The 20,805-nt window shown below is 69.8% G+C and carries 18 protein-coding genes; 8 read left to right on the plus strand and 10 right to left on the minus strand.

Annotated features, from left to right (window positions below):
- Positions 1-88: 88 nt before the first annotated feature.
- On the plus strand, positions 89-1,120 hold the full coding sequence (gene adhP, locus K206_RS0119400; protein ID WP_029043829.1) for an alcohol dehydrogenase AdhP: 1,032 nt from the start codon (positions 89-91) through the stop codon (positions 1,118-1,120).
- A 28-nt stretch (positions 1,121-1,148) separates the two neighbouring features.
- Positions 1,149-1,535, plus strand: coding sequence for a DUF779 domain-containing protein (locus K206_RS0119405; protein ID WP_020204054.1), 387 nt, complete (start codon positions 1,149-1,151; stop codon positions 1,533-1,535).
- Positions 1,536-1,556: 21 nt separating this feature from the next.
- Here K206_RS0119405 and K206_RS0119410 read toward each other — a convergent pair whose 3' ends face one another.
- From K206_RS0119410 to K206_RS0119440, 7 genes are all read right to left on the minus strand, one after another.
- Complete coding sequence (locus tag K206_RS0119410; protein WP_196812897.1) at positions 1,557-2,576, minus strand: LacI family DNA-binding transcriptional regulator; 1,020 nt, start codon at positions 2,574-2,576, stop codon at positions 1,557-1,559.
- 95 nt (positions 2,577-2,671) lie between these two features.
- Positions 2,672-3,514 carry a fumarylacetoacetate hydrolase family protein gene (locus K206_RS0119415; RefSeq protein WP_020204056.1) on the minus strand — a complete coding sequence of 281 codons (843 nt, stop codon included), beginning with the start codon at positions 3,512-3,514 and terminating at the stop codon, positions 2,672-2,674.
- Between the two features lie 39 nt (positions 3,515-3,553).
- Positions 3,554-4,735 carry an acyl-CoA dehydrogenase family protein gene (locus K206_RS0119420; RefSeq protein WP_043366910.1) on the minus strand — a complete coding sequence of 394 codons (1,182 nt, stop codon included), beginning with the start codon at positions 4,733-4,735 and terminating at the stop codon, positions 3,554-3,556.
- Between the two features lie 72 nt (positions 4,736-4,807).
- Positions 4,808-6,175 (minus strand): MmgE/PrpD family protein, encoded by a 1,368-nt coding sequence (locus K206_RS38735; RefSeq protein WP_020204058.1) that lies wholly within the window; start codon positions 6,173-6,175, stop codon positions 4,808-4,810.
- An 11-nt stretch (positions 6,176-6,186) separates the two neighbouring features.
- Complete coding sequence (locus K206_RS0119430; protein WP_020204059.1) at positions 6,187-7,122, minus strand: hydroxymethylglutaryl-CoA lyase; 936 nt, start codon at positions 7,120-7,122, stop codon at positions 6,187-6,189.
- 29 nt (positions 7,123-7,151) lie between these two features.
- Positions 7,152-7,958, minus strand: coding sequence for an enoyl-CoA hydratase/isomerase family protein (locus tag K206_RS0119435; RefSeq protein ID WP_020204060.1), 807 nt, complete (start codon positions 7,956-7,958; stop codon positions 7,152-7,154).
- The gene (locus K206_RS0119440; RefSeq protein WP_231401632.1) at positions 7,955-9,160 is read right to left on the minus strand and encodes a CaiB/BaiF CoA-transferase family protein; all 1,206 of its coding nucleotides are present in this window, start codon (positions 9,158-9,160) and stop codon (positions 7,955-7,957) included. The genes K206_RS0119435 and K206_RS0119440 overlap by 4 nt, the downstream gene beginning before the upstream one ends.
- 546 nt (positions 9,161-9,706) lie before the next feature.
- On the opposite strand from K206_RS0119440, the gene K206_RS0119445 reads away from it, so the two are divergent.
- Both K206_RS0119445 and K206_RS0119450 read left to right on the plus strand, forming a co-directional pair.
- Positions 9,707-10,699, plus strand: coding sequence for a tripartite tricarboxylate transporter substrate binding protein (locus tag K206_RS0119445; RefSeq protein WP_020204062.1), 993 nt, complete (start codon positions 9,707-9,709; stop codon positions 10,697-10,699).
- A 56-nt stretch (positions 10,700-10,755) separates the two neighbouring features.
- The gene (locus K206_RS0119450) at positions 10,756-11,088 is read left to right on the plus strand and encodes a hypothetical protein (protein ID WP_020204063.1); all 333 of its coding nucleotides are present in this window, start codon (positions 10,756-10,758) and stop codon (positions 11,086-11,088) included.
- A gap of 144 nt (positions 11,089-11,232) precedes the next feature.
- On the opposite strand, the gene K206_RS0119455 is transcribed toward K206_RS0119450, so the two are convergent.
- On the minus strand, positions 11,233-13,152 hold the full coding sequence (locus K206_RS0119455; RefSeq protein WP_020204064.1) for a sigma-54-dependent Fis family transcriptional regulator: 1,920 nt from the start codon (positions 13,150-13,152) through the stop codon (positions 11,233-11,235).
- Between the two features lie 212 nt (positions 13,153-13,364).
- Between K206_RS0119455 and K206_RS0119460 the strand changes: the two genes are divergently transcribed.
- Positions 13,365-13,772 carry a VOC family protein gene (locus tag K206_RS0119460; RefSeq protein ID WP_029043832.1) on the plus strand — a complete coding sequence of 136 codons (408 nt, stop codon included), beginning with the start codon at positions 13,365-13,367 and terminating at the stop codon, positions 13,770-13,772.
- Between the two features lie 6 nt (positions 13,773-13,778).
- Here K206_RS0119460 and K206_RS0119465 read toward each other — a convergent pair whose 3' ends face one another.
- Complete coding sequence (locus K206_RS0119465) at positions 13,779-14,033, minus strand: hypothetical protein (protein ID WP_020204066.1); 255 nt, start codon at positions 14,031-14,033, stop codon at positions 13,779-13,781.
- Between the two features lie 187 nt (positions 14,034-14,220).
- Here K206_RS0119465 and K206_RS0119470 point away from each other — a divergent pair, with 187 nt between their 5' ends.
- The 3 genes from K206_RS0119470 to K206_RS0119480 are packed head-to-tail and all read left to right on the plus strand — an operon-like array spanning position 14,221 to position 18,601.
- Positions 14,221-15,192, plus strand: coding sequence for an alpha/beta hydrolase (locus K206_RS0119470; RefSeq protein WP_020204067.1), 972 nt, complete (start codon positions 14,221-14,223; stop codon positions 15,190-15,192).
- A gap of 9 nt (positions 15,193-15,201) precedes the next feature.
- Positions 15,202-17,277 (plus strand): penicillin-binding protein 1A, encoded by a 2,076-nt coding sequence (locus K206_RS38740; RefSeq protein WP_052165924.1) that lies wholly within the window; start codon positions 15,202-15,204, stop codon positions 17,275-17,277.
- Between the two features lie 58 nt (positions 17,278-17,335).
- Positions 17,336-18,601 (plus strand): arsenic transporter, encoded by a 1,266-nt coding sequence (locus K206_RS0119480; protein WP_020204069.1) that lies wholly within the window; start codon positions 17,336-17,338, stop codon positions 18,599-18,601.
- 211 nt (positions 18,602-18,812) lie between these two features.
- On the opposite strand, the gene K206_RS0119485 is transcribed toward K206_RS0119480, so the two are convergent.
- A complete protein-coding gene (locus tag K206_RS0119485; protein WP_020204070.1) occupies positions 18,813-20,618 on the minus strand; it encodes a hybrid sensor histidine kinase/response regulator in 1,806 nt (601 codons plus the stop codon).
- Positions 20,619-20,805: the final 187 nt, after the last annotated feature.

Genomic DNA, 20,805 nt, shown 5'->3' on the forward strand with positions numbered 1-20,805 from the left:
GCAGCGCGGCCCGCGCGCGCATGATCGGATCGGCGCCCGCCGCGCGGCGGGCGCGACCGCCAACCGAATCAGCTTCAGGAGTCGACATATGACAGCGATGATGAAAGCCGCCGTGGTGCGCGAATTCGGCGCCCCGCTCACGATCGATGAAGTCCCCGTGCCCGAGCCCGGCCGCGGACAGATCCAGGTCAAGATCGCAGCCTCCGGCGTCTGCCACACCGACCTGCACGCCGCCGAAGGCGACTGGCCCGTCAAACCCACCCTGCCCTTCATTCCCGGCCACGAAGGCGTGGGCTACGTCTCCGCCGTGGGCGCGGGCGTCACGCGCGTCAAGGAAGGCGACCGCGTCGGCGTGCCGTGGCTGTACAGCGCCTGCGGCTATTGCGAGCACTGCCTGCAAGGCTGGGAAACGCTGTGCGAAAAGCAGCAGAACACCGGCTACTCCGTCAACGGCGGCTATGGCGAATACGTGGTGGCCGACCCCAACTACGTCGGCCTGCTGCCCGACAGCGTGGACTTCGTCGAGATCGCGCCGATCCTGTGCGCCGGCGTGACCGTCTACAAGGGCCTGAAAGTCACCGAGACGCGCCCGGGCCAGTGGGTGGTCATCTCCGGCATCGGCGGCCTCGGCCACGTGGCCGTGCAGTACGCGCGCGCGATGGGCATGCGCGTGGCGGCCGTGGACATCGACGACAAGAAGCTCGAGCTGGCGCGCAAGCTCGGCGCCGAAGTCACCGTCAACGCGCGCACCACCGATCCGGTGGCCTACCTGCAGAAGGAAATCGGCGGCGCCCACGGCGCGCTGGTGACGGCGGTGTCGCCCAAGGCATTCGGCCAGGCCATCGGCATGGTGCGGCGCGGCGGCACGATCGCCCTCAACGGCCTGCCGCCGGGCGACTTCCCCACGCCGATCTTCGACGTGGTGCTCAAGGGCATCACCATCCGCGGCTCCATCGTCGGCACCCGCAGCGACCTGCAGGAATCGCTGGACTTCGCCGCGCACGGCGCGGTCAAGGCCACGGTCTCCACCGCGCCGCTGGAGAAGATCAACGACATCTTCACGCGCATGCGCGCCGGCGACATCGAAGGCCGCGTGGTGATGGACTTCGCCGCAAGCTGAGCATCCCGACCCGGCAAGGAGCGCCCCCATGTCCGAAGCCATCCCCACCGGCGCCGTGCGGCGCGTGGTCGCCACGCCCGCCGCGCTGGCGCTGATCGAGCGCCTGCGCGCGCAGCACGGCGAGCTCATGTTCCACCAGTCAGGCGGCTGCTGCGACGGCAGCGCGCCGATGTGCTACCCGGCCGGCGAGCTGATCCTCGGCGAGGCCGACGTCCGCCTGGGCGAGATCGGCGGCGTGCCGTTCTACATGACGCGCGCGCAGTTCGAGTACTGGCAGCACACGCGGCTGGTGATCGACGCCGTGCCCGGCTCCGGCGGCATGTTCTCGCTGGAAGGGCCGACCGGCCTGCGCTTCCTGACGCGCTCGGAATTGTTCAGCGACGAGGAGGCGGCGCGGCTGGAGCACGAAGACTGAGCCGCCGCCTGCGCCGCGCCGCTATGCATCGGCCAGCGGCGCGGCGCAGGAACCGCGTATCACCAGCTCGGTCGGAAACAGAATGCGCCGCTGCGCCGGCACGGCGCGGCTGGCGATGCGATCGAGGATCATGCGCGCGCTGGTGCGCCCGAGTTCGCTGTAGTCCCACTTGATTACCGTTATCGCGGGGCTTGCCAGCACGGCAAGATCCGAATCGCCATTGCCGATCACCGAGATGTCCTCCGGGATGCGCAGGCTGTGCGCCCGAACGGCCTTCATGACGCCGGGCAGCATGCCGATGCCGCCCGCGATCACGGCGCTGGGGCGGTTCGTCATGCCGAGCATGGAGGCGGTTTCGACGAACGCCGAGCTGGCCTCGAAGCTGCCAGCGTGTATGAGCGCCTCGTCGACCGGAATGCCGGCAGCCTGGTGCGCCTGCCGGTAGCCCTGAATGCGGGACTGGGCCGGATAGGTTTCCAGATCGCCGGTGACCAGCAGGATGCGCCGATGCCCGAGGCTCAACAAATGACTCACGGCCTGGCGCATCCCTTCGGCATGGTCGATCAGCACGCAATCGGCGGCGTTGGCGATATCGCGGTCGAACAGCACCACCGGAAACCCGAGATGCTCGCGCGCGCTGGCCAGCTGGGCATCCACCTGCGAAGCGGTAGTCATGATCAGGCCATCCACGCGGCGCCGGCGCAGAAGGCTCAGGAGCTCCAGCTCGCGGCTCTTCTCGTTCTCCGCGCTGCTGATCAGCAGGACATAGCCGGCCTGGTCGAACACGCTTTGCGCCGCCTTGACGAAACCGGCCAGCACCGGGATGGTGATGTCGCGCACAATGATGCCGATTTCCCGGTTGGAACCATTGCGCATGCTTTGCGCGGCCCGGTTCGGCACGAACCCCAGCTTCTCGATGGCGGCACGCACGCGCACGCGGTTTTCCGGCTCGACATTGCTCGCCTCGTTGATGACGCGCGAAGCCGTGCCGACGGACACCCCCGCCTCTCTTGCGACATCTCGAATGGTGACTGATTTCACACCTGTCCCTTGCATCGATTCAATCGACAGATTGTACTGATATCGTCAGCCGGCCAGGCATTTCCACCGCGGGTCCGCTATTGCGGACCCGCGGTCTAGTACAACACCACGTTGTGGTGCTGCTCGCCCAGCCCGGTGATGCTGTGCGTGACGGTGTCGCCGGCGCGGAGGAATTGCGGCGGCACCATGCCCAGCCCCACTCCGGCCGGCGTGCCGCTGATGATCAGGTCGCCCGGCATCAGCGTCATGTAGTGCGAGATGTAGCTCACCAGTTGCGGCACGCCGAAAATCATGTCCGCGGTATTGCCCGTCTGCATCACCTTGCCGTTGACGGACAGCGACAGCGCCAGCTCCTGCGGCCGCCGGATCTCGTCGGCGGTCGCCAGCCAGGGACCGACGGGGCAAAACGACCGCGCGCTCTTGCCCTTGAAGAACTGGCCACCCTTCTCCAGCTGCCAGGCGCGCTCCGATACATCGTTGACGTTGCAGTAGCCCGCCACGTGGGAGAGCGCATCGGCCTCGCTGACACATTCCGCTTCGGTCCCGATGACGATGCCAAGCTCGACTTCCCAGTCGGTCTTCTGCGATCCCGCCCGCACCAGGATGTCGTCGCCGGGGCCCGACAGCGAACTGATCGCCTTGCTGAACAGCATCGGCTCGGCCGGGATGGCCATCTTCGCTTCTTCGGCATGCTGCCGATAGTTCAGGCCAACGGCGACGATCTGCCGGATTCCGGCCACCGGCACGCCAAGGCGCGGCGATCCCGCCACCGCCGGCAGCCGGCTCAGGTCTAGCGCTCGCAGCATGCGCTGGCCGGCCGGCGCGATGATGGCCGCGGTGATGTCGGCGACAAGCGGAGACAGTGAGCGCAGCACGCCCGCCTCGTCGATGATGCCCGGCAGTTCTTGTCCAGGCGCGCCGTAACGTACAAGTTTCATGTTGACCTTCTGGTTTGTGATTTGAGATGCCGCGCCGGCTCAGTAGGAGCGCTCCATGCCCAGCACGTGCTGCCCGACATAGCCCAGGATCATGTTGGTGGAGATCGGCGCGATCTGATACAGCCGCGTCTCGCGCCATTTGCGCTCCAGGTCGTATTCCTTGGCGAAGGAGAAGCCGCCCAGCGTCTGCATCGCCACGTCGGCCGCATGGAACGCCGCCTCCGAAGCCACGAGCTTGGCGATATTGGCGGCTTCTCCGCAGTCGGCACCGGCGTCGAACAGGGCCGCCGCGCGCCGGCACATCATGTCCGCCGACTCCAGTTCGACATGGCAGCGCGCCAGCGGGAACTGCACGCCCTGGTTCTTGCCGATGCTGTGCCCGAACACCTTGCGCTCGCCGGCATATTCGACGGCTTTCCTGAGGCACCAGCGGCCGTCGCCCAGCGCTTCGGTGCCGACCAGGATGCGCTCCGCGTTCATGCCGTCGAGGATGTAGCGGAACCCGCTGCCTTCCTGGCCGATGAGGCTCTCGGCGGGAATCTCGAGGTTGTCGAAGAACACTTCCGTAGCGCCGTGATTGATCATGGCGTCGATGTGGCGCAACTCCAGCCCCCTGCCCAGGCCGGCCTTGATGTCGACCAGGAACACCGACAGCCCCTCGGTCTTCTTCTTCACCTCGGCCAGCGGCGTGGTCCGCGCCAGCAGCAGCATCAGGTCGGAATGCAGCGCGCGCGAGGTCCACACCTTCTGGCCGTTAATGACGTAAACATCCCCTTTGCGCGTGGCGGTGGTCTTCAGGCTGGTGGTATCCGAGCCCGTGGTCGGCTCGGTCACGCCAAAGGCCTGCAGGCGCAGCGCGCCGCTGGCGATCTTCGGCAGGTAGTGCGATTTCTGCGCCTCGCTGCCGTGGCGCAACAGCGTGCCCATGATGTACATCTGGGCATGGCCCTGGCTTGCGACGCAGCCGGACGCATTGATCTCCTCCAGGATGGCCGCCGCGGCACGCAGCGGCAGGCCGGCGCCACCGTACTGCTCCGGTATCAGTGCGGCCAGGAAGCCGGCCTCCGTCAGCGCCGAGATGAAGGCCGTGGGATAGTCGTCGGTCTTTTCCAGCTCTCGCCAGTACGCGCCCGGGAAATCGCCGCACAGCCGGCGCACCGCGTCGCGCAAGTCGCTGTAGTCCTCGCCCAGGGCAACGCTGCAATTGATGTCGGATGTCATGATGTCTCTCTGGAGTTGTTGGTGGCCGTCGATGGTGGCCGGCATGGCTGTCGGCACATGCGTCGGCATGCGTCAGCGTCCCGCCGCGGCCGGCGCGCAGAACACGCCCGCCAGGTCCGGCAGCGATTCCAGCGCCGACAGGCGCGCGAAGATGGCCGGCGCATCCAGTTCCGGCGCGCCCGCCAGGCAGTTGATGAACTTTTCCCTGAGCGCCGCCGCGGGCAGCGGGTTCAGCGCATTGCCGCGCGGGAAACGGATCGGGCCGCTGTCGAGCACGCGCCCGTCCCGGGTCCCGATGGTCACGTAGTCGTTGGGCGCGAACACCGGCTCGACCGGACACTGGGCCTCGGTGGTCTCCACCTCGACGCGCGCCATCAGCGCCCGCACGTCGTCGCGGCCGACGAACGCATCGTTCAGCACCGACAGGTCGACGCGCCCCGCAACCATTGCCGCGGCGACGCCGAACTCGGCGCTGAACTTGGCTTCCAGTGCGCTGCGCGGCTGGTGGTTGCGCAGCATGCCGGCCTGCACATCGCCGATGACGAGCTTCACGTGCGCGACCTCGCTCGCCTGCAGGCCGGCCTGCGCCCGCAGGTCCAGCACGCCGTCGATGATCCGGTGGGCGAAATAACAGACCGGGTAGTTCTTGACGCTCAGTCCGTTTTCGAGGAAGCGCAGCGTGGTGCCGAGCGGCGCGGCCACCGGATCCATGCGCACGCGCCCGTTCGGCGAGATCGCCATCAGGTAGCCGTTGCCGCGGTCGAGCACGTCGAGGGCGGCGGTCATTCCGCATCTGGCCAGACGCACGGCCTCGATGCCGGCCTGCGCCGCCCGTCCCGCATGAAACGGCTTGGTCATGGTGCCGAAATTGCCCACCAGCCCGGCGGCCATGCTGGCGGCCAGGGCGACCGCATGCGCCACGATGGCCGGGTCGAGACGCTCGAGCGCGCCCAGCGCCGCGGCGGCGGCGACGGTGCCGAATACCCCGGTCGGATGCCAGCCCTTGGCATGATGCGGATCGGCATCGCGCGATACCAGTTCGGCCCAGGTTTCATAGCCGACGAGATAGGCCCGGATCAGGTCCGGGCCCGACGCGCCGATGTGCTGGCCCTGCGCGACCAGCGCCGGCACCAGGACGGTGCTGGGATGGCCGGACAGCGCGACATCGTCGTAGTCGAGCGCGTGGGCGGCGGTGCCATTGACCAGCGCGGCGTACTGCGCCGGCACATGGCGGTCCCCGAACAGCAGCGAAGAATGCCCCGCCAGTGCCAGCTCATCGGCAAGGTGATGGAGCAGCACCGCGGTGACGGGTTCGGTACGGCCAGCCACCATTGTGGCCGTGGTATCGATGAAGGCACTCGTGATCTGGCGTCGCACCTTGTCCGGAATGGCATCCCAGCCAAACTCGTGCGCGAAGCGGCCGATTTCCAGCGTCAGCATGGCGGCCTCCGTCATGCCGCCAGCGCGTGGCCGCCGAAGCCGCGCGGCAAGCCGGCGCGCGCCAGGCCGCCGCTGAGCGGCTCGTCGGGCAGCGAGGCTTCGATGATCTTGCGCACCTGCAAGAGCTGGTTCAGGTCGATTCCCGTGGCCAGCCCCATCGACTCGAACAGGAAAGCGAGGTCTTCCGTGACCACGTTGCCGGTCGCGCCGGGCGCATGGGGGCAGCCGCCCAGGCCCGCCAGCGAGGCATCGAACGCGCGGATGCCGGTGTCGGCCGCGGCCAGCGCATTGGCGATGCCCAGCCCGCGCGTATCGTGGAAATGCGCGGCCACGGGAATGTCGCCGACGTTGTCCAGCACCGCCTTGAAGACGCGGCGCACGCCGGCGGGATCGCCGTAGCCGACGGTATCGGCGATGGTCAGCTCATCGGCGCCGGCCCTGACGAGCGCGACCGCCAGTTCGACCACCCGCGCTTCCGACACGCGCCCTTCGAGCGTGCAGCCAAACGCCGTCGACAAGCCCCCAACCACCTTGGGACGACGCGGCACCTGACTGTCGCGCACCAGCGCGACGATGCGCCGGAAGTCGTCCAGCGATTCCTGCGTCGAGCGCCGCACGTTGGCGAGGTTGTGGCGCTCGCTGACCGACATGACGTAGTTGAGCTTGTGCACGCCAAGGGCGAGGCCGCGCTCTGCCCCCTTCAGGTTGGGAATCAGCGCGGTAGCCGCGAGGCCGGGCAGCGCGAGCGCGCCGTTCACCACGGCCTCGGCGTCGGCGAACTGCGGAATCAGTCTCGGCGGCACGAACGAGCACACCTCGATCTCCGTCACGCCCGCGGCGTGCTCCGCCGCGATCCATGCCAGCTTCGTGTCGGTAGGCATGAATCCCTTGACGATCTGCAAGCCGTCGCGCAATCCAACTTCCCGAATCGTCACCTTGTCGCTCATGGCATCTCCTTTGTCTGCGCCGCGCATGCTTATCGTCCGGTGAATACCGGCTTGCGCTTTTCGTTGAAGGCGGCGATGCCTTCCAGCCGGTCGGCTGTCGGCACCAGCCGGTTGTAGGCCTCTACCTCGAAGAACATGGCCGTGCGCGAATCCATGCGCGCGCCGTGGTCGATCGCGCGCTTGGCCTGGTAGACCGACAGCGGCGCATTGGCGGCGATGCGCTGCGCGATGTGCGCGGCTTCCTGCTTGACCGAGTGGTCCGGGCAGATCTTGTTGACCAGCCCCCATTCGCAGGCGTCTTGCGCCGAAAATGGCATGGCGCCGAGAATCAGTTCCTTCGCGCGGCGAGTGCCGACGGCACGCGCCAGGTTCTGCGTGCCGCCGCAGCCAGGCATGATGCCGAGGCTGGTCTCGGTCAGCGCGAACCTGGCGTTGTCGCCGGCGTAGACGAAATCGCAGGCCAGCGCCAGTTCGCAGCCGCCCGCGAACGCGGCGCCATTGACCGCGGCGATGACGGGCACCGGACAATCCATGATGGCCAGCACCATGCGCTCATAGATGGCGTGCTGGCGCAGGAAGTCGGCGTCGGTCATGCCATTTCGCTCTTTCAGGTCGCCGCCGGCGCAAAAATGGCGGTCGCCCTCGGCGGTCAGCACGATGGCGCGGACCTGCTCCCGGCCAGCCGCCAGGCGAGTGAATACGTCGGTCAGCTCCTCGCCCATGCGCGTGTTGATCGCATTGGCCGCTTCCGGGCGATTGATGCTGACCTGGACGACAGGCCCGGCCAATTGCGACAGCTTCAGCGTCTCGAGAGGTGCATTTATCAACTGGTTCATGCCCGCGCTCCTGCGGCGATTTTCGGTTCGGCGGCGGCATCCGCCTCGGCAAACACCGCGTTGTGCTGGCCCATGCGCGGCGGTGCCGAGCGGCATGGCGGGCGTGTGCCGTCGAACGACAGCGGCAGGCCAACCAGCGTCATCTCCGAGCCCGGCACGGACTGGATCATCTGCATGGCTTGCGTCTGCGCGTCGCTCAGCACCTGGTCGACCTTCTGCAGCGGCGCGGCCGGTACGCCCGCGTTGTCGAGCGTTACCTCCCATTCGGCGGTCGAACGGCCGGCGAAGAGACCCTGCAGAACCGGCAGCAAACCGTCGCGGTTGGCCACGCGCCCGTTGTTGGTGGCGTAGCGCAGATCGCTTGCCAGCTCGGGGCATCCCATCGCGGCGGCGAGCTTGCGGAACAGCGAGTCGTTGCCGGCCGCGACCATGATGTAGCCGTCTTGCGTGCGGAAGGCCTGGTGCGGCACGATCTCGACCAGGCCGGAGCCCATCGGCCGCCTGATCTCGCCCGACGCCATGTAGCCGGTCAGATGCACCGTCATCCACGCGATGCTGCTTTCGAACAGCGAGGTATCCACCACGCATCCCTGCCCGCTGACCGCGCGGCGATACAGCGCGGACACGATGCCCATCGCCGCCCACATGCCGGTACCCATGTCGATGATCGAGCAGCCCACGCGCACCGGCTCGCGGCCGTCTTCCCCCGTCACGCTCATCAGCCCGCCGCGCGCCTGCATCAACGGGTCGTAGCCGGGCTTTTCGCGCAGGGGGCCGCGCGTGCCGAACGCGCCGAGGTTGCAGTAGATCAGTTCCGGCTTGACGCCGCGCAGCGCCTGCGCACCGAGGCCGAGCGCTTCGGCGGCGCCGGGGCGCAGGCTTTGCAGCACGACGTCGGCCTTGTCGAAAATGAAGGCCTTGAGGCGCGCGCACTCCGCGTCGTCCTTGAGATTCAGGGTCGTTCCGAGTTTGTCGCGGTTCATCGCCTGGAACACGCTCGATGAACCGCACCAGTCCGGCGGCCCCCAGGCGCGCGCATCGTCGCCCTTGGCCGGGTTCTCGACCTTGATCACTTCTGCGCCCAGCTGCGCCAGAATGCTGGCGCCGTACGGCCCCGCGATGCTGTGGCACAACTCCACCACGGTGACGCCCTTGAGTGGCTGGCCATCCGCCATGCCCTCGACTCCCGACAGTTCAGTCATCTTCGCTCGCCTTGTCGATATGTTGATTCGTTTCACTGCCGTGCCCGGCAGTGGCCCAGCCGGGATCGCCTCGTCCGGGTGGTGCGGCTGGTGTTGGCCGTTTCACGAGACACGCCGCACCTTGTTGAAACGATTCAATACTAGCAAGATGATAAGTTCGTCGCAAGCGATGAAACCAGATCAACTTGGCGCAGGACAACCAGAACAACATCGTAAAATTTCTACACCATCAAGATAAATTACTTTAAAAACAATAAATTATCTAACACGACGAGACTCCAACCTCCCACAACGAAGCGATCTTAGGGGTTAGCCCTTGGTTGACGCCTACTGGCAGATGGCCATAATTCTCAAATGAAACGTTTCTTTTGTCGCTGACGGAGACGCGCAAAACATGGGTCTTGCGCGATCGAAAAGACGTCGCCGGTGACATCGCCTTGACGCAGCGACAAAGACAATGAAACGATTCATGACCTGCTTGTAGAGTCAGAATGAGCGGCGCTCTTAAAAGTGGCGCAGCCGCCGCCGCAACAGGAGGATGGAGACATGAAGACATTAAGAAAGAAGCTGTTCGCCGTGACCTCGCTGTGCCTGTCACTGGCCTGCGGAGCCGCCCTTGCCGGCGCAGACGGCAAGGGCTACCCGGACAAGCCGGTACGCATCCTGGTGGGCTTCCCCGCCGGACAGACCACCGACATCATTGCCCGCATCTATGCGGAACATCTGGGCCAGGCGCTGGGGCAGGGCTTCGTGGTGGAGAACCGCCCCGGCGCCGGCGCGACCATCGCCGCGCGCGCGGTGGCGGAGGCCGCGCCGGACGGCTACACGCTGCTGATGAGCTCCAGCGGCCCGCTGACCATCAGCCCCTGGATCTACAAGAACACGCTGAAGTACGACCCGATCAAGGACCTGGAGCCCATCGGCCTGGTGATCCGGGTGCCGCAGGTGCTGGTCGCGAACAATGACTTCCCGGCCAACACCTTCGAGGAATTCATCCGCATCGCCAAGGAGCAGGGCCCTCGCCTGAATTACGCCTCGGGCGGCAACGGCATCACCAACCACCTGGTGATGGAAATGCTGAAGGACAAGGCCGGCCTGACCATTTCCCACGTGCCGTACAAGGGCGCCTCGGCGGCGATGACCGATCTGATGGGCGGCAGGGTTCAGGTCATGTTCGACAGCACGCCGGTCACGCTGCCGCTCCTCAAGAGCGGCAAGATCAAGGCGCTGGCCGTCAGCGGCGCGAAGCGCATCCCCTGGCTGCCGGACGTGCCGACCGTGGCCGAAAAGGGCTATCCGGGTTTCGAAGGCTCGACCTGGGCCGCGTTGCTCGCGCCTGCCGGAACGCCGCAGGCCATCGTCGACAAGTTGAATGCCCAACTGATACGCATCAACCAGATGCCCAAGGTCAAGGCGGCAATCCAGGACCTTGGCGCCGAACCGCAGGAGGGCACGCCCAGGCAGCTGGGGCAGTTCATGCAGGCCGAGCTGCAGAAGTACGGCCGCATCGTCACGGCGGCGAACATCCGGCTCGACTGACGGGGCGGGCGTGCCGCGCCGTCGCGGCGGCACGCCATCCATACGAACAGCCGCCCATGCCGATCGTCAAGGTCTTCATCGGACCGGGATCGATGCCGCGGGACCCGGCCGCCATCGACGCGCTCGTCGCCCGGGTGGCCGGCCACTGCGCCGCCACGCTCAAGGCCAGGCCGGAACTGGTGCAGGTCATGGCGGTGCCCTTGCTCGCCGAACCCTACGGCGCGGGAGTCCATGTGGAGGCGAACTTCCGCGAAGGCCCCTCGCGGCCGGCGGAGGTCGTGCAGCATTTCATGGACGCCATCGACGGCGACGTGCGCGCCCTGCTGCGCGTGCAGCCGCGCATACGGTGCTTTGCCGAAGCGCCGTGCCGGCTGTTCGCCAGGAACTAGCGCGCCCGCATGGCGGCAACGATGTCGCCGCCATGCGGGCACTTCGTCCCGCGCATCCCCTGCGCCACGCAATCCGGGCGACGGACGCGATGGCCGCCAGCCCGAAGAAAAACCCGCTTCCGGGCCAGGATCTTGCCGAGGATCCTAGCCGCCCTGCTTCAGCCTTCGGTAGATGGTGTTGCGCGACACCCCAAGCTCGCGCGCGGCCAGGCTGACGTTGCCGGCATGCCGGGCCAGCGCCTGGCGGATCAGGCCGGCCTCGGCATCGCGCAGCGGGGCGGCCGCGCCGCACGGCGCGGCGGGCGCGGAAGACGCGGAGGGCGTGGCGAGCGGGGCAACCGCGGCCGGCTCGTCGAGGAAATCCTCCGGCAGATGCGCCAGCCCGATCTCGTCCTCGCCTTCGGCCATGATCGCGGCGGTGCGCAGCACGTTGACCATCTGCCGCAGGTTGCCCGGCCACGGATGGCGCTGGAAGCGCGCCATCACCTCGCCCGACACGCGCAGCGGGTGCGCGCCGCCGCCGTGCGCGGCCTCGCACGGCGCGAGCTGCTGCGCCAGGATGCGCGCCACCAGCACCGGCAGGTCAGTGCGCTCGCGCAGCGCCGGCAGCGTGACCGCCAGCGCGTTGATGCGGTAGTAGAGGTCTTCGCGGAAGGTGCCGGCGGCGATCATCGCGCGCAGGTCGCGGTGGGTGGCGCAGAGGATGCGCAGGTCCACCGGGACCGCGCGCGCGGCACCCAGCGGCGTGACCGCGCGCTCCTGCAGCACGCGCATGAGCCGCACCTGCTGCGCCAGCGGCATGTCGCCGATCTCGTCGAGGAACAGCGTGCCGCCGTGCGCCTGCACCAGCTTGCCGGGGCTGCCGCGCCGGCGCGCGCCGGTGAAGGCGCCGTCCTCGTAGCCGAACAGTTCCGCCTCGATCAGCGATTCGGGAATCGACGCGCAGTTGACCGCCACGAACGGCGCCTCGCCGCGCGGCGAGGCGCGGTGGATGGCGCGCGCCAGCCATTCCTTGCCGGTGCCGGTGCGGCCGAGGATCAGGATCGGGATGTCGCGCCCGCGCACCTTCTCCACGCGCTGCAGCACGGCGGCCATGCGCGCGTCGCCGGTGTCCAGCGCGGCCAGCGGCGAGGCCTGGCGCGACGGCGCGGCGGGCGCCGCCGCGTGGCGCGCGGGCAGCAGCGGCGCGGTGCGCGCGAATACGTGCACGCGGCTCGGCAGCGTGAGGGTGAGCAGTTGCCCGCTGTCCGCGCCGCCGCGCTGCAGCGCGGCGCCCAGCGGCATGCCGAACAGCGTGGCGAAGTCCTGCCGGTCCAGCATGCCCGGCGACAGCCCGAGCTGGAACAGCCCGCTGCGGTTGGCGGCGAGGAAGGTGCCGTCGGGCGCGAACGCGGCCATGCCTTCGAACAGCGTGCCGACGAACTCCGGCCTGGCATGGAAGCGCACCAGCGCGCCTTCGGTGAAATGCGTGGCGAACAGGTGGTTCTCGATCATCTGCGCCGACATCCGCACCAGCGCCATCGTGTGTTTGTGGAAGCCGCGGTGGTCGCCGCTGACGTCGAGCGCGCCGAGGATCTCGCCGTGGGGCCCGGCGATGGGCGCGCACGAGCAGGTCAGCAGCCGGTTGGCGCGCAGGAAATGCTCACCGGCGTGGACCACGGCGGGGCGGGCCTCGGCCAGCGCGGTGCCGATGGCGTTGGTGCCCTTGCTCGACTCCGCCCACGACACGCCCGGCGCCAGCGCCACGCGCCGGGCGCGCTCGGCGAACTCGCTGTCGCCGAGGCTGTGCAGGATCACGCCGCCGCTGTCGGTGAGCAGCACCATGCTGTCGGTGCCGGCGATCTGCGCATGAAGCGTTTCCATCACTGGCAGCGCGTGCTTGTACAGCATCTGGCTGGCGTCGACCAGTTCGTGCAGCGCGCGCTGCGGCAGCGGATGGAAGTCCCCCGCGTGGGCGGCTTCGAGGCCGAAGCCGAGCGAGCGCGCGTGCGCGCGGGCCAGCAGGGAGGCGCGCTCCTGGTCGTCGGATGGTGTCGCGGCGTGGCGGGCAAGCGGGCTGCTCATGGCGGCTGGTCTCCTGTTCTGGATCCCGGCCTGGCCGGGTCTGGCCGTCTCGATGCGCGCGACCGGCGCGCATGGCAGCCTTGCCGCGAAACCTTATCACAAGCGGCCGGGGCCGGGCCAGCGCGCCGGCGCCGGCCGCGGGCCGGGTGTAAAGTACGTGCTTTCCCCGCTACCGCCGCGCCCGTGGCGCGCGCGCTTTCGAGAGGCACATGATGAGCATCGTGATAGACCGCTTCGACCACATCGTCCTCAACGTGAAGGACGTCGAGGCCAGCGCCGCGTGGTACGAAAGCGTGCTCGGCATGACGCGCGAGGATTTCGACTCGCGCACCGGCAAGCGGGTCTCGCTGCGCTTCGGCCAGCAGAAGATCAACCTGCGCCCGCTCGGCACCGACACCGTGGCGTGGTTCACCGGCGCGCGTCCCACCTCCGGCAGCGACGACCTGTGCTTCATCACGCGCAATTCGCCCGAGAGCGTGATCGCGCACTGGCTGGCGCACCACGTGCCGGTGGAGGCCGGGCCGGTGCACCGCACCGGCGCGCTGGGGCCGATGACGTCGGTCTACTGCCGCGATCCGGACGGCAACCTGATCGAAGTCGCGTCCTACCCGGCGCACTGAGCCGGGCTAGCGCTTGCCGTCGAGCAGGTCGTTGAGCAGGTCGTCGAACGCGGCCTGCGCGTCTTCGAGCGCCTGCAGCGCGGCGTCGAAGGTGGTCAGCGCCATCTTGGAGGGATTGCCGGTGCCTTGTGGCGGGAACTGCCCTTGCAGCGCCGTGAAGGCCACCTGCACCTGCCGCGTGGCGCCGACCACGCGCTCCATCGCCTGCGCTTCCTCGGCGCGTTTCTGGCCGGCCTGGGCCGGGTCGTTCTGCTCGCTCATGGGACTGGCTCCGTGCGCGGCCGCACGGGCCGCCGTTGATGTGTGGCCGTATCGTACAAGAAGACGCGCGGGAACCGGGCGCGCAAGAACTCGGCGGGGCCCGGCCCGGTCGAAGCCGTGGCCGCGCGCAATGCCGCGGGCCTGCGCGCCGTCCCCCGGCGGCGCCGGATAATTTCGCGAACCGAGCATGTCGTCATCCCTTTCCCGCAAGACGCTCGCCGCCGCCCTGCTCACGGCGGGCGGCTTCACCTTCTACTGGACCTATCTCACGGTGAACCAGGGCCGGCTGCTGTTCGACGCGCGCCGCCGGCCGCCGCGCGCGCTGCCCGCCGGCGTCGCCGCCTATTCGCACGAGGTGCCCGGCGGCCTGCTGCGCGGCTATGTGTACGGCGCGCCACCGGCACCGGACGGCGAGCGGACGCTGGCGCGGGAAATGGCGCAGGAAATGGCGCAGGAAACCGCGCGCGAAGCCGTGCGCGAAGCCGCGCGCGACCTGCTGTTCTACCTGCCCGGGCGCGGCGAGGACGTCCTCGTCACCATGCAATACCTGGCGTGGCTGCCGCCGGGGGTGGGCTTCGCCACGCTGGACTACCGCGGCGTGGGCCATTCGGACGGCGCGCCGTCCGAGGCCGCCGCCGTGGCCGACGCGAGCCAGTTCCTGCTGCACCTGCGCCGCGTCTTTCCCGGCACGCGCGTGCATGTGGTCGGGCGCAGCCTGGGCACCGGCGTGGCCATCCAGCTTGCGGACCTGCAGGATTTCGAAAGCCTGCAATTGATCACGCCCTACGATTCGCTGCTGGAGATCGTGCGCAAGCGCTTTCCGCTGGTGCCGCTGCGGCAATTGATGCGCCACCACTTCGATTCCATCTCCCATTGCAAGAAGGTGGTGCAGAGCACCAAGGTGCTGCTGGCCGAAAGCGACGACGTGGTGCCGCACGCCTGCTCGGAGCGCCTGATGGCCGCGTGGCCGATGCCGGTGGCGCAGGAAACGGTGCCGGGCACCGATCATTTCACCATCATCGAGCGGGCCGAGACCTGGCGGGCGCTGGCGGCATTCGCGCAGCAGGTGGGCCTGCCGGGCGAGCGCCCGGCGCCGCTGGCGGCCGACGACGACGAAACCCCGGACCTGCGCGGCATGCCGGCGTGGGCGCCAAGGTAGAATGCGCGCATGAAACGAGTCGTAGCAAAGGCAGCCATCGCCACTTTGGCACTGGCCGCCGCCTCCACCCTGCTTGCCGGGTTCGCCGCCGTGGTGAGCCTGCGCCAGCTTCCCGACGTCGACGCCCTGCGTGACTACCGTCCCGACCTGCCGCTGCGCATCTTCACCAGCGACAACGTCCTGATCGGCGAATTCGGCACCGAGCACCGCGATTTCGTCCCGCTCGAGCGCATGCCGCGCCTGATGTCGGGCGCGCTGCTGGCGGCCGAGGACGACCAGTTCTACCAGCATGCCGGCGTGGACATCCCCGGCATCTTCCGCGCCGCGCTGGCCAACATCGGCGAGGGCTACGCGCAGGGCGCCTCCACCATCACCATGCAGGTGGCGCGCAACTTCTACCTCTCGCGCGAGAAGACGCTGTCGCGCAAGTGGTACGAGATCCTGCTGGCCTGGAAGATCGACCATTCGCTGCCCAAGGACCGCATCCTCGAGCTGTACATGAACCAGGTCTACCTGGGCGAGCATGCCTACGGCTTCGGCAGCGCCGCGCAGGCGTATTTCGGCAAGCCGCTGGACGCGCTCTCGCTGGCCGAGACGGCGATGCTCGCGGGCCTGCCCAAGGCGCCCTCGACCATGAACCCGGTGGCCAACTTCCAGCGCGCCAAGCTGCGCCAGCAGTACGTGCTCGGGCGCATGCAGGCGCTGGGCATGATCACGCACGAGCAATATCAGGCGGCCCGCCAGGAAACGCTGCAGGTGACGGGCGGGCGCAACGGCCGCTTCGACGGCCACGCCGAGTACGTGGCCGAGCTGGCGCGCCAGCTTGCCTACGAGCGCTTCGGCGACGAGGCCTACACGCGCGGGCTGAACGTCTACACCACGGTGTCGTCGGTGCGCCAGAGCCTGGCCTACGAGGCCGTGCACGCCGGCCTCGACCAGTACGGCCGGCGCCACGCCGGCGCGCAGCCGCCGCAGGCCGCGCTGGTCTCGCTCGACAGCAGGACCGGCGCCATCGAGGCCATGATCGGCGGCGCCGACTTCGGCACCAGCCGCTTCAACCACGCCACCCAGGCCGAGCGCCAGCCGGGCTCGACCTTCAAGCCGTTCATCTATTCGGCCGCGCTCGAGCGCGGCCTGTCGTCCAACACCATCATCAACGACGCGCCGCTCGATGTGTCGTCGCGCTGGCAGCCCGGCAACGACGACGGCAGGTTCCTCGGCGCGGTGAGCCTGCGCCAGGCGCTGGCCGAGTCGCGCAACCTGCCGGCCATCCGCACACTGCAGGCCATCGGCATTCCCTACGCGGTGGACTACGCCGGCAAGTTCGGCTTCGCCGAGCAGCAGTTGCCGCGCTACCTGCCGATGGCGCTGGGCACCGGCACCACCACGCCGCTGCGGCTGGCCGCCGCCTACGGCGTGTTCGCCAGCGAGGGCTACCGCACCGAGCCCTACCTGATCGACCGCATCAGCGACGGCACCGGCAACGTGCTGTTCAGCGCGGCCAGCGAGCCGCAGCCGCGCCGCGTGATCCCCGCGCGCAACGCCTACGTCATGAACAACCTGCTGCGCAGCGTCGTGACCAGCGGCACCGGCGCCGGCCTGCAGCGCTACCTGCACCGCGCCGACGTGGCGGGCAAGACCGGCACCACCAACGACTCGGTGGACGGCTGGTTCGCCGGCTACGCGGCCGGCGTCGTCACGGTGGCGTGGATGGGCTTCGACGACAACCGCACGCTGGGCCGCCACGAATTCGGCGCCACCACGGCGCTGCCGATCTGGGCCTCGTACATGGAGGGCCGCCTCGCCGGCCAGCCCGAGGAAGCGCTCGCCACGCCCGCCGACCTGGTGCGCAGCGGCGACGACTGGCTCTATCCGGAATACGCCGACGGCAGCCACGGCATCGCCTCGCTCGGCTTCCCGCCGCCCGCGTCGGCGCCGGACCCCGCCGCCGACGCGCAGCAGGACGGCATGGCCGCGCCCGGCGTGCCCGGAGCGCCCTTCGGCGCGCCCGCCGACCCGCTCAAGGCCGCCTCGCCGGCCACGCCGGCGGCGACCGCGCCGCGCGCGCCGCAGCCGAGCACCTGACCACCGCCCCGCCGCGCGCCCACGCCGCCGGCCACACCGACCCGCTCGCCCCTCTTCGATGCCGACAAGCCTGTCCCCCTACAACGGCCTGCTGATCTGGGCCGTGGCCGCCGCGGCCACGGTCGGCGTGATCACGCGGCCGTTCCGCCTGCCCGAGGCCTTCTGGGCCGTGGCCGGCGCGCTGCTGCTGTGCGTGACCGGCCTGCTGGCCGTGCCCGACGCGCTGGCCGCCGTGGCGCGCGGCTACGACGTCTACCTGTTCCTGGGCGGCATGATGCTGGCGGCCGAACTGGCGCGCAAGACCGGGCTGTTCGACCACGTGGCGGCGCTCGCGGTGCGCAGCGCGCGCGGCTCGGCGCGGCGCCTGTTCGTGCTGGTCTACGGCATCGGCACGCTGGTCACGGTGTTCATGTCGAACGACGCCACCGCGGTGGTGCTCACGCCCGCCGTGCTCGCGGCCACGCGCGCCGCGCGCGTCAGGCACCCGCTGCCCTACCTGTACAGCTGCGCCTTCATCGCCAATGCCGCGAGCTTCGTGCTGCCGGTCTCGAACCCCGCCAACCTGGTGGTGTTCGGCGAGCACATGCCCACGCTCGCGGGCTGGCTGGCGCGCTTCGCGCTGCCCTCGGCGCTGGCGATCGCCGCCACCTTCGCCGCCTTGTACTGGACCCAGCGCCACGCGCTCGCCGAGCGCATCGCCACCGACGTGCCGGTGCCGCCGCTGTCGCCCGAGGCGCGGCTGACCGCGGCCGGCATCGTGGTCATGGGCGTGGTGCTGCTGGCCGCGTCGCTGCTCGGCGCCGATCTCGGCTGGCCGACCTGCCTGGCCGGCGTGGCCACGCTGGCGCTGGTGTGCGCGCGCCGGCCCGCCCTGTGCATGCCGGCGCTGCGCGAGATTTCCTGGGGCGTGCTGCCGCTGGTGGCGGGCCTGTTCGTGCTGGTGGCGGGGCTGGAGAAGACCGGCGTGATCGCGCAACTGGCGGCCACCATGCAGGCGCTGGCGCGGCACGCGCCCGCGACCGGCACGTGGCTGCCGGGCGCGGTGGTGGCGCTGGCCGCCAACGTGGTCAACAACCTGCCGGCCGGGCTGATCGCCTCGTCCGCGCTGGCGGCGGGCCATGCCGGCACCGGCGTCGCCAGCGCGGTGCTGATCGGCATCGACCTCGGGCCCAACCTGTCCGTCACCGGCTCGCTGGCCACGCTGCTGTGGCTGACCGCGCTGCGGCGCGAGGGCCAGAACGTGGGTGCGGGGCAATTCCTGCGCCTGGGCGCGCTGGTGATGCCGGTGGCGCTGGTGCCCGCGCTGGCCTGCCTGCTGTGGTGACGGACGGTCAGGACCGCGGCGGGATCATTTCGTCAGGCAGATGATGATGGCGATGATCCCGAGGCCTGCCAGGGTGAGCAGAAGATAAGCAAGCATCGGCAGCAGGTGATGTGGGCGTGCCTTCAGTATGGAGAGGCCGCCACGGCACTGCCGTAGGGCGATGGCTGATTCGCGGCGGCGGGTGTCCTACAGGCCATCGCCCGCGCCCGCATCAAGGTCGGGGCTGGCCCAGCAGGTCCGCCAGCGCTTCCATCGCGAGCGGCTTGGCCAGGTGGAAATCGAAGCCGGCCGCCGCGCCGCGGGCGCGGTCGGCCTCCGAGGCGTAGCCGCTCAGCGCGATCAGCCGCGTGCGCGCGAACGCCGGCAGTTCGCGCAGGCGCCGCGCGAGCGCGAAGCCGTCCATGCCGGGCAGGCCGATGTCGATCAGCGCGAGGTCGGGCGCCAGCCCGGGCGCGCAGCCGGCCGCGATGGCGAGCGCGTCCTCGCCGCTGACCGCCAGCCTGACCTCGTGGCCGTCGAGCTCGAGCAGCGTGCCCAGCGCGCTCAGGCCTTCGGCGTTGTCGTCGACCAGCAGGATGCGCAGCGGCGCCAGCGCGCCGCGCGCGGCGGGCACCCCGGCCGCGGCCGCGCACACCACCGGCAGCCGCGCCTGCACCTCGGTGCCGAGCCCCTTGCCTTCGCTGCGCACGGCGACCGTGCCGTGGTGCAGCTCGACCATGCGCTTGACGATCGCCAGCCCCACGCCGAGCCCGCCGCCGTGGGCGTCGCCCGCGAACTGGCTGAACATGTCGAGCACATTGGGCAGGTCGGCCGGCTCGATGCCGATGCCGTTGTCCTTGACGGTGATCACCAGCATGTCGAAGCAGCCGGCGGCCCCGGCCTGCGCGTCCTCCGTCTCTGCCGCCGCTGCCGCCTCTGCCGCTGCCGCCTCCGCCGGCTCGACCCGCACCGACAGATCTATCGCGCCGCCGCGCGGCGTGTACCGGATCGCGTTGGACAAGAGGTTGGTCACGACCTGCGTGAGCCGCGCCGCGTCGGCATGGACCGTCACCGGCGCGTCGGGCAGGTCGGTCGTGAGCACGTTGCCGTGCCATTCGATGTCGGCCGCCACCGCGGCCAGCGCGTCGGCCACGATGTCCTGCATGCCGGCCCGGGTGCGCACGATCGGAATCTTGCCCTGCTTGATGCGCGAGGCGTCGAGCAGGTCGTCGGTGAGCCGCTTGAGCTGGCGCATCTGGCGCTCGGCGATGTCGAGCATGCCGGCCGCGGACTGCTGCTGCGCCGCGAGCCGGCGGCCGGCCTTGATCGCGCTGTCGATGGCGGCGATGGGATTGCGCAGCTCGTGCCCGAGCATGGCGAGGAACTCGTCCTTGCGCGTGTCCGACAGTTGCAGCGCCTCGCGCGCGGCCTTGGCCTGCGCCGCCTCGGCGATGGCGGCATCCTTGCTGCGCGACATGCTCAGCACCGCGCCGGCGAAGCTGGCGAGGCTGTCCAGCAGCCGGCCGTCTTCCTCGTCGAAACGGCGCCCCGGCGCGTGGGCCGCGACCCAGATGGTGCCCCACGGCTCGCCGTCGCCGGGAATCGGCACGACCAGCTCCTCGACCATCTCCGGCGCGAGCGCGGGCAGGCACGAAAAATACCGCTGCGGATAAGCGAACAGCTGCGCGCTGCCCAGCTCCAGCGTGATGCCGGAGGGGCTGTCGTCGCAGGGCACGGCATGGCCGGCCACGGCGGCGGCGAGGCCCGCGGTGGCGGTCCAGCGCAGCGCCGCGGTGCCGTCGCCCTCGGTCTCGGGCAGGCTGATGCCAGCGCTGCCCGCGCCGCATAGTTGCAGCGCGGAATCGGCCAGCGATTGCAGCAGCGCAAGGTCGGAGGACACCAGCGCGCGCGCAAGGCGGCGCAGCGCCACGCACTCCGCCGCGTAGTCGGGCGAGCGGGCCGCGCGCCTGCCCAGCTCGCCGGTCGTCAAGGCGCCCGCGCGGCGCGCGCGCAGCAGCGAAGGGGATGGTGAGGTCATGCGGGTCGCTCCCCGGAACCGCGGCGGGTTCCCTGGCGGACGCGGGCGCGCCGGGTGCGCGCGGGGCGTCCTGCCTGCGGGCAATGGTAGCGGATTTGCACCGGCCCCGACCGCGCGCGGGCTGCGCAGGACACGCGGCGGCACGCGCGCGGCCCCGCCCCGGTGGCGCGGCGGGACACCCCGCCAC

Origin of the sequence: Cupriavidus sp. WS, assembly GCF_000395345.1 — a bacterium.
Classification (GTDB): Bacteria; Pseudomonadota; Gammaproteobacteria; order Burkholderiales; family Burkholderiaceae; genus Cupriavidus; species Cupriavidus basilensis_B.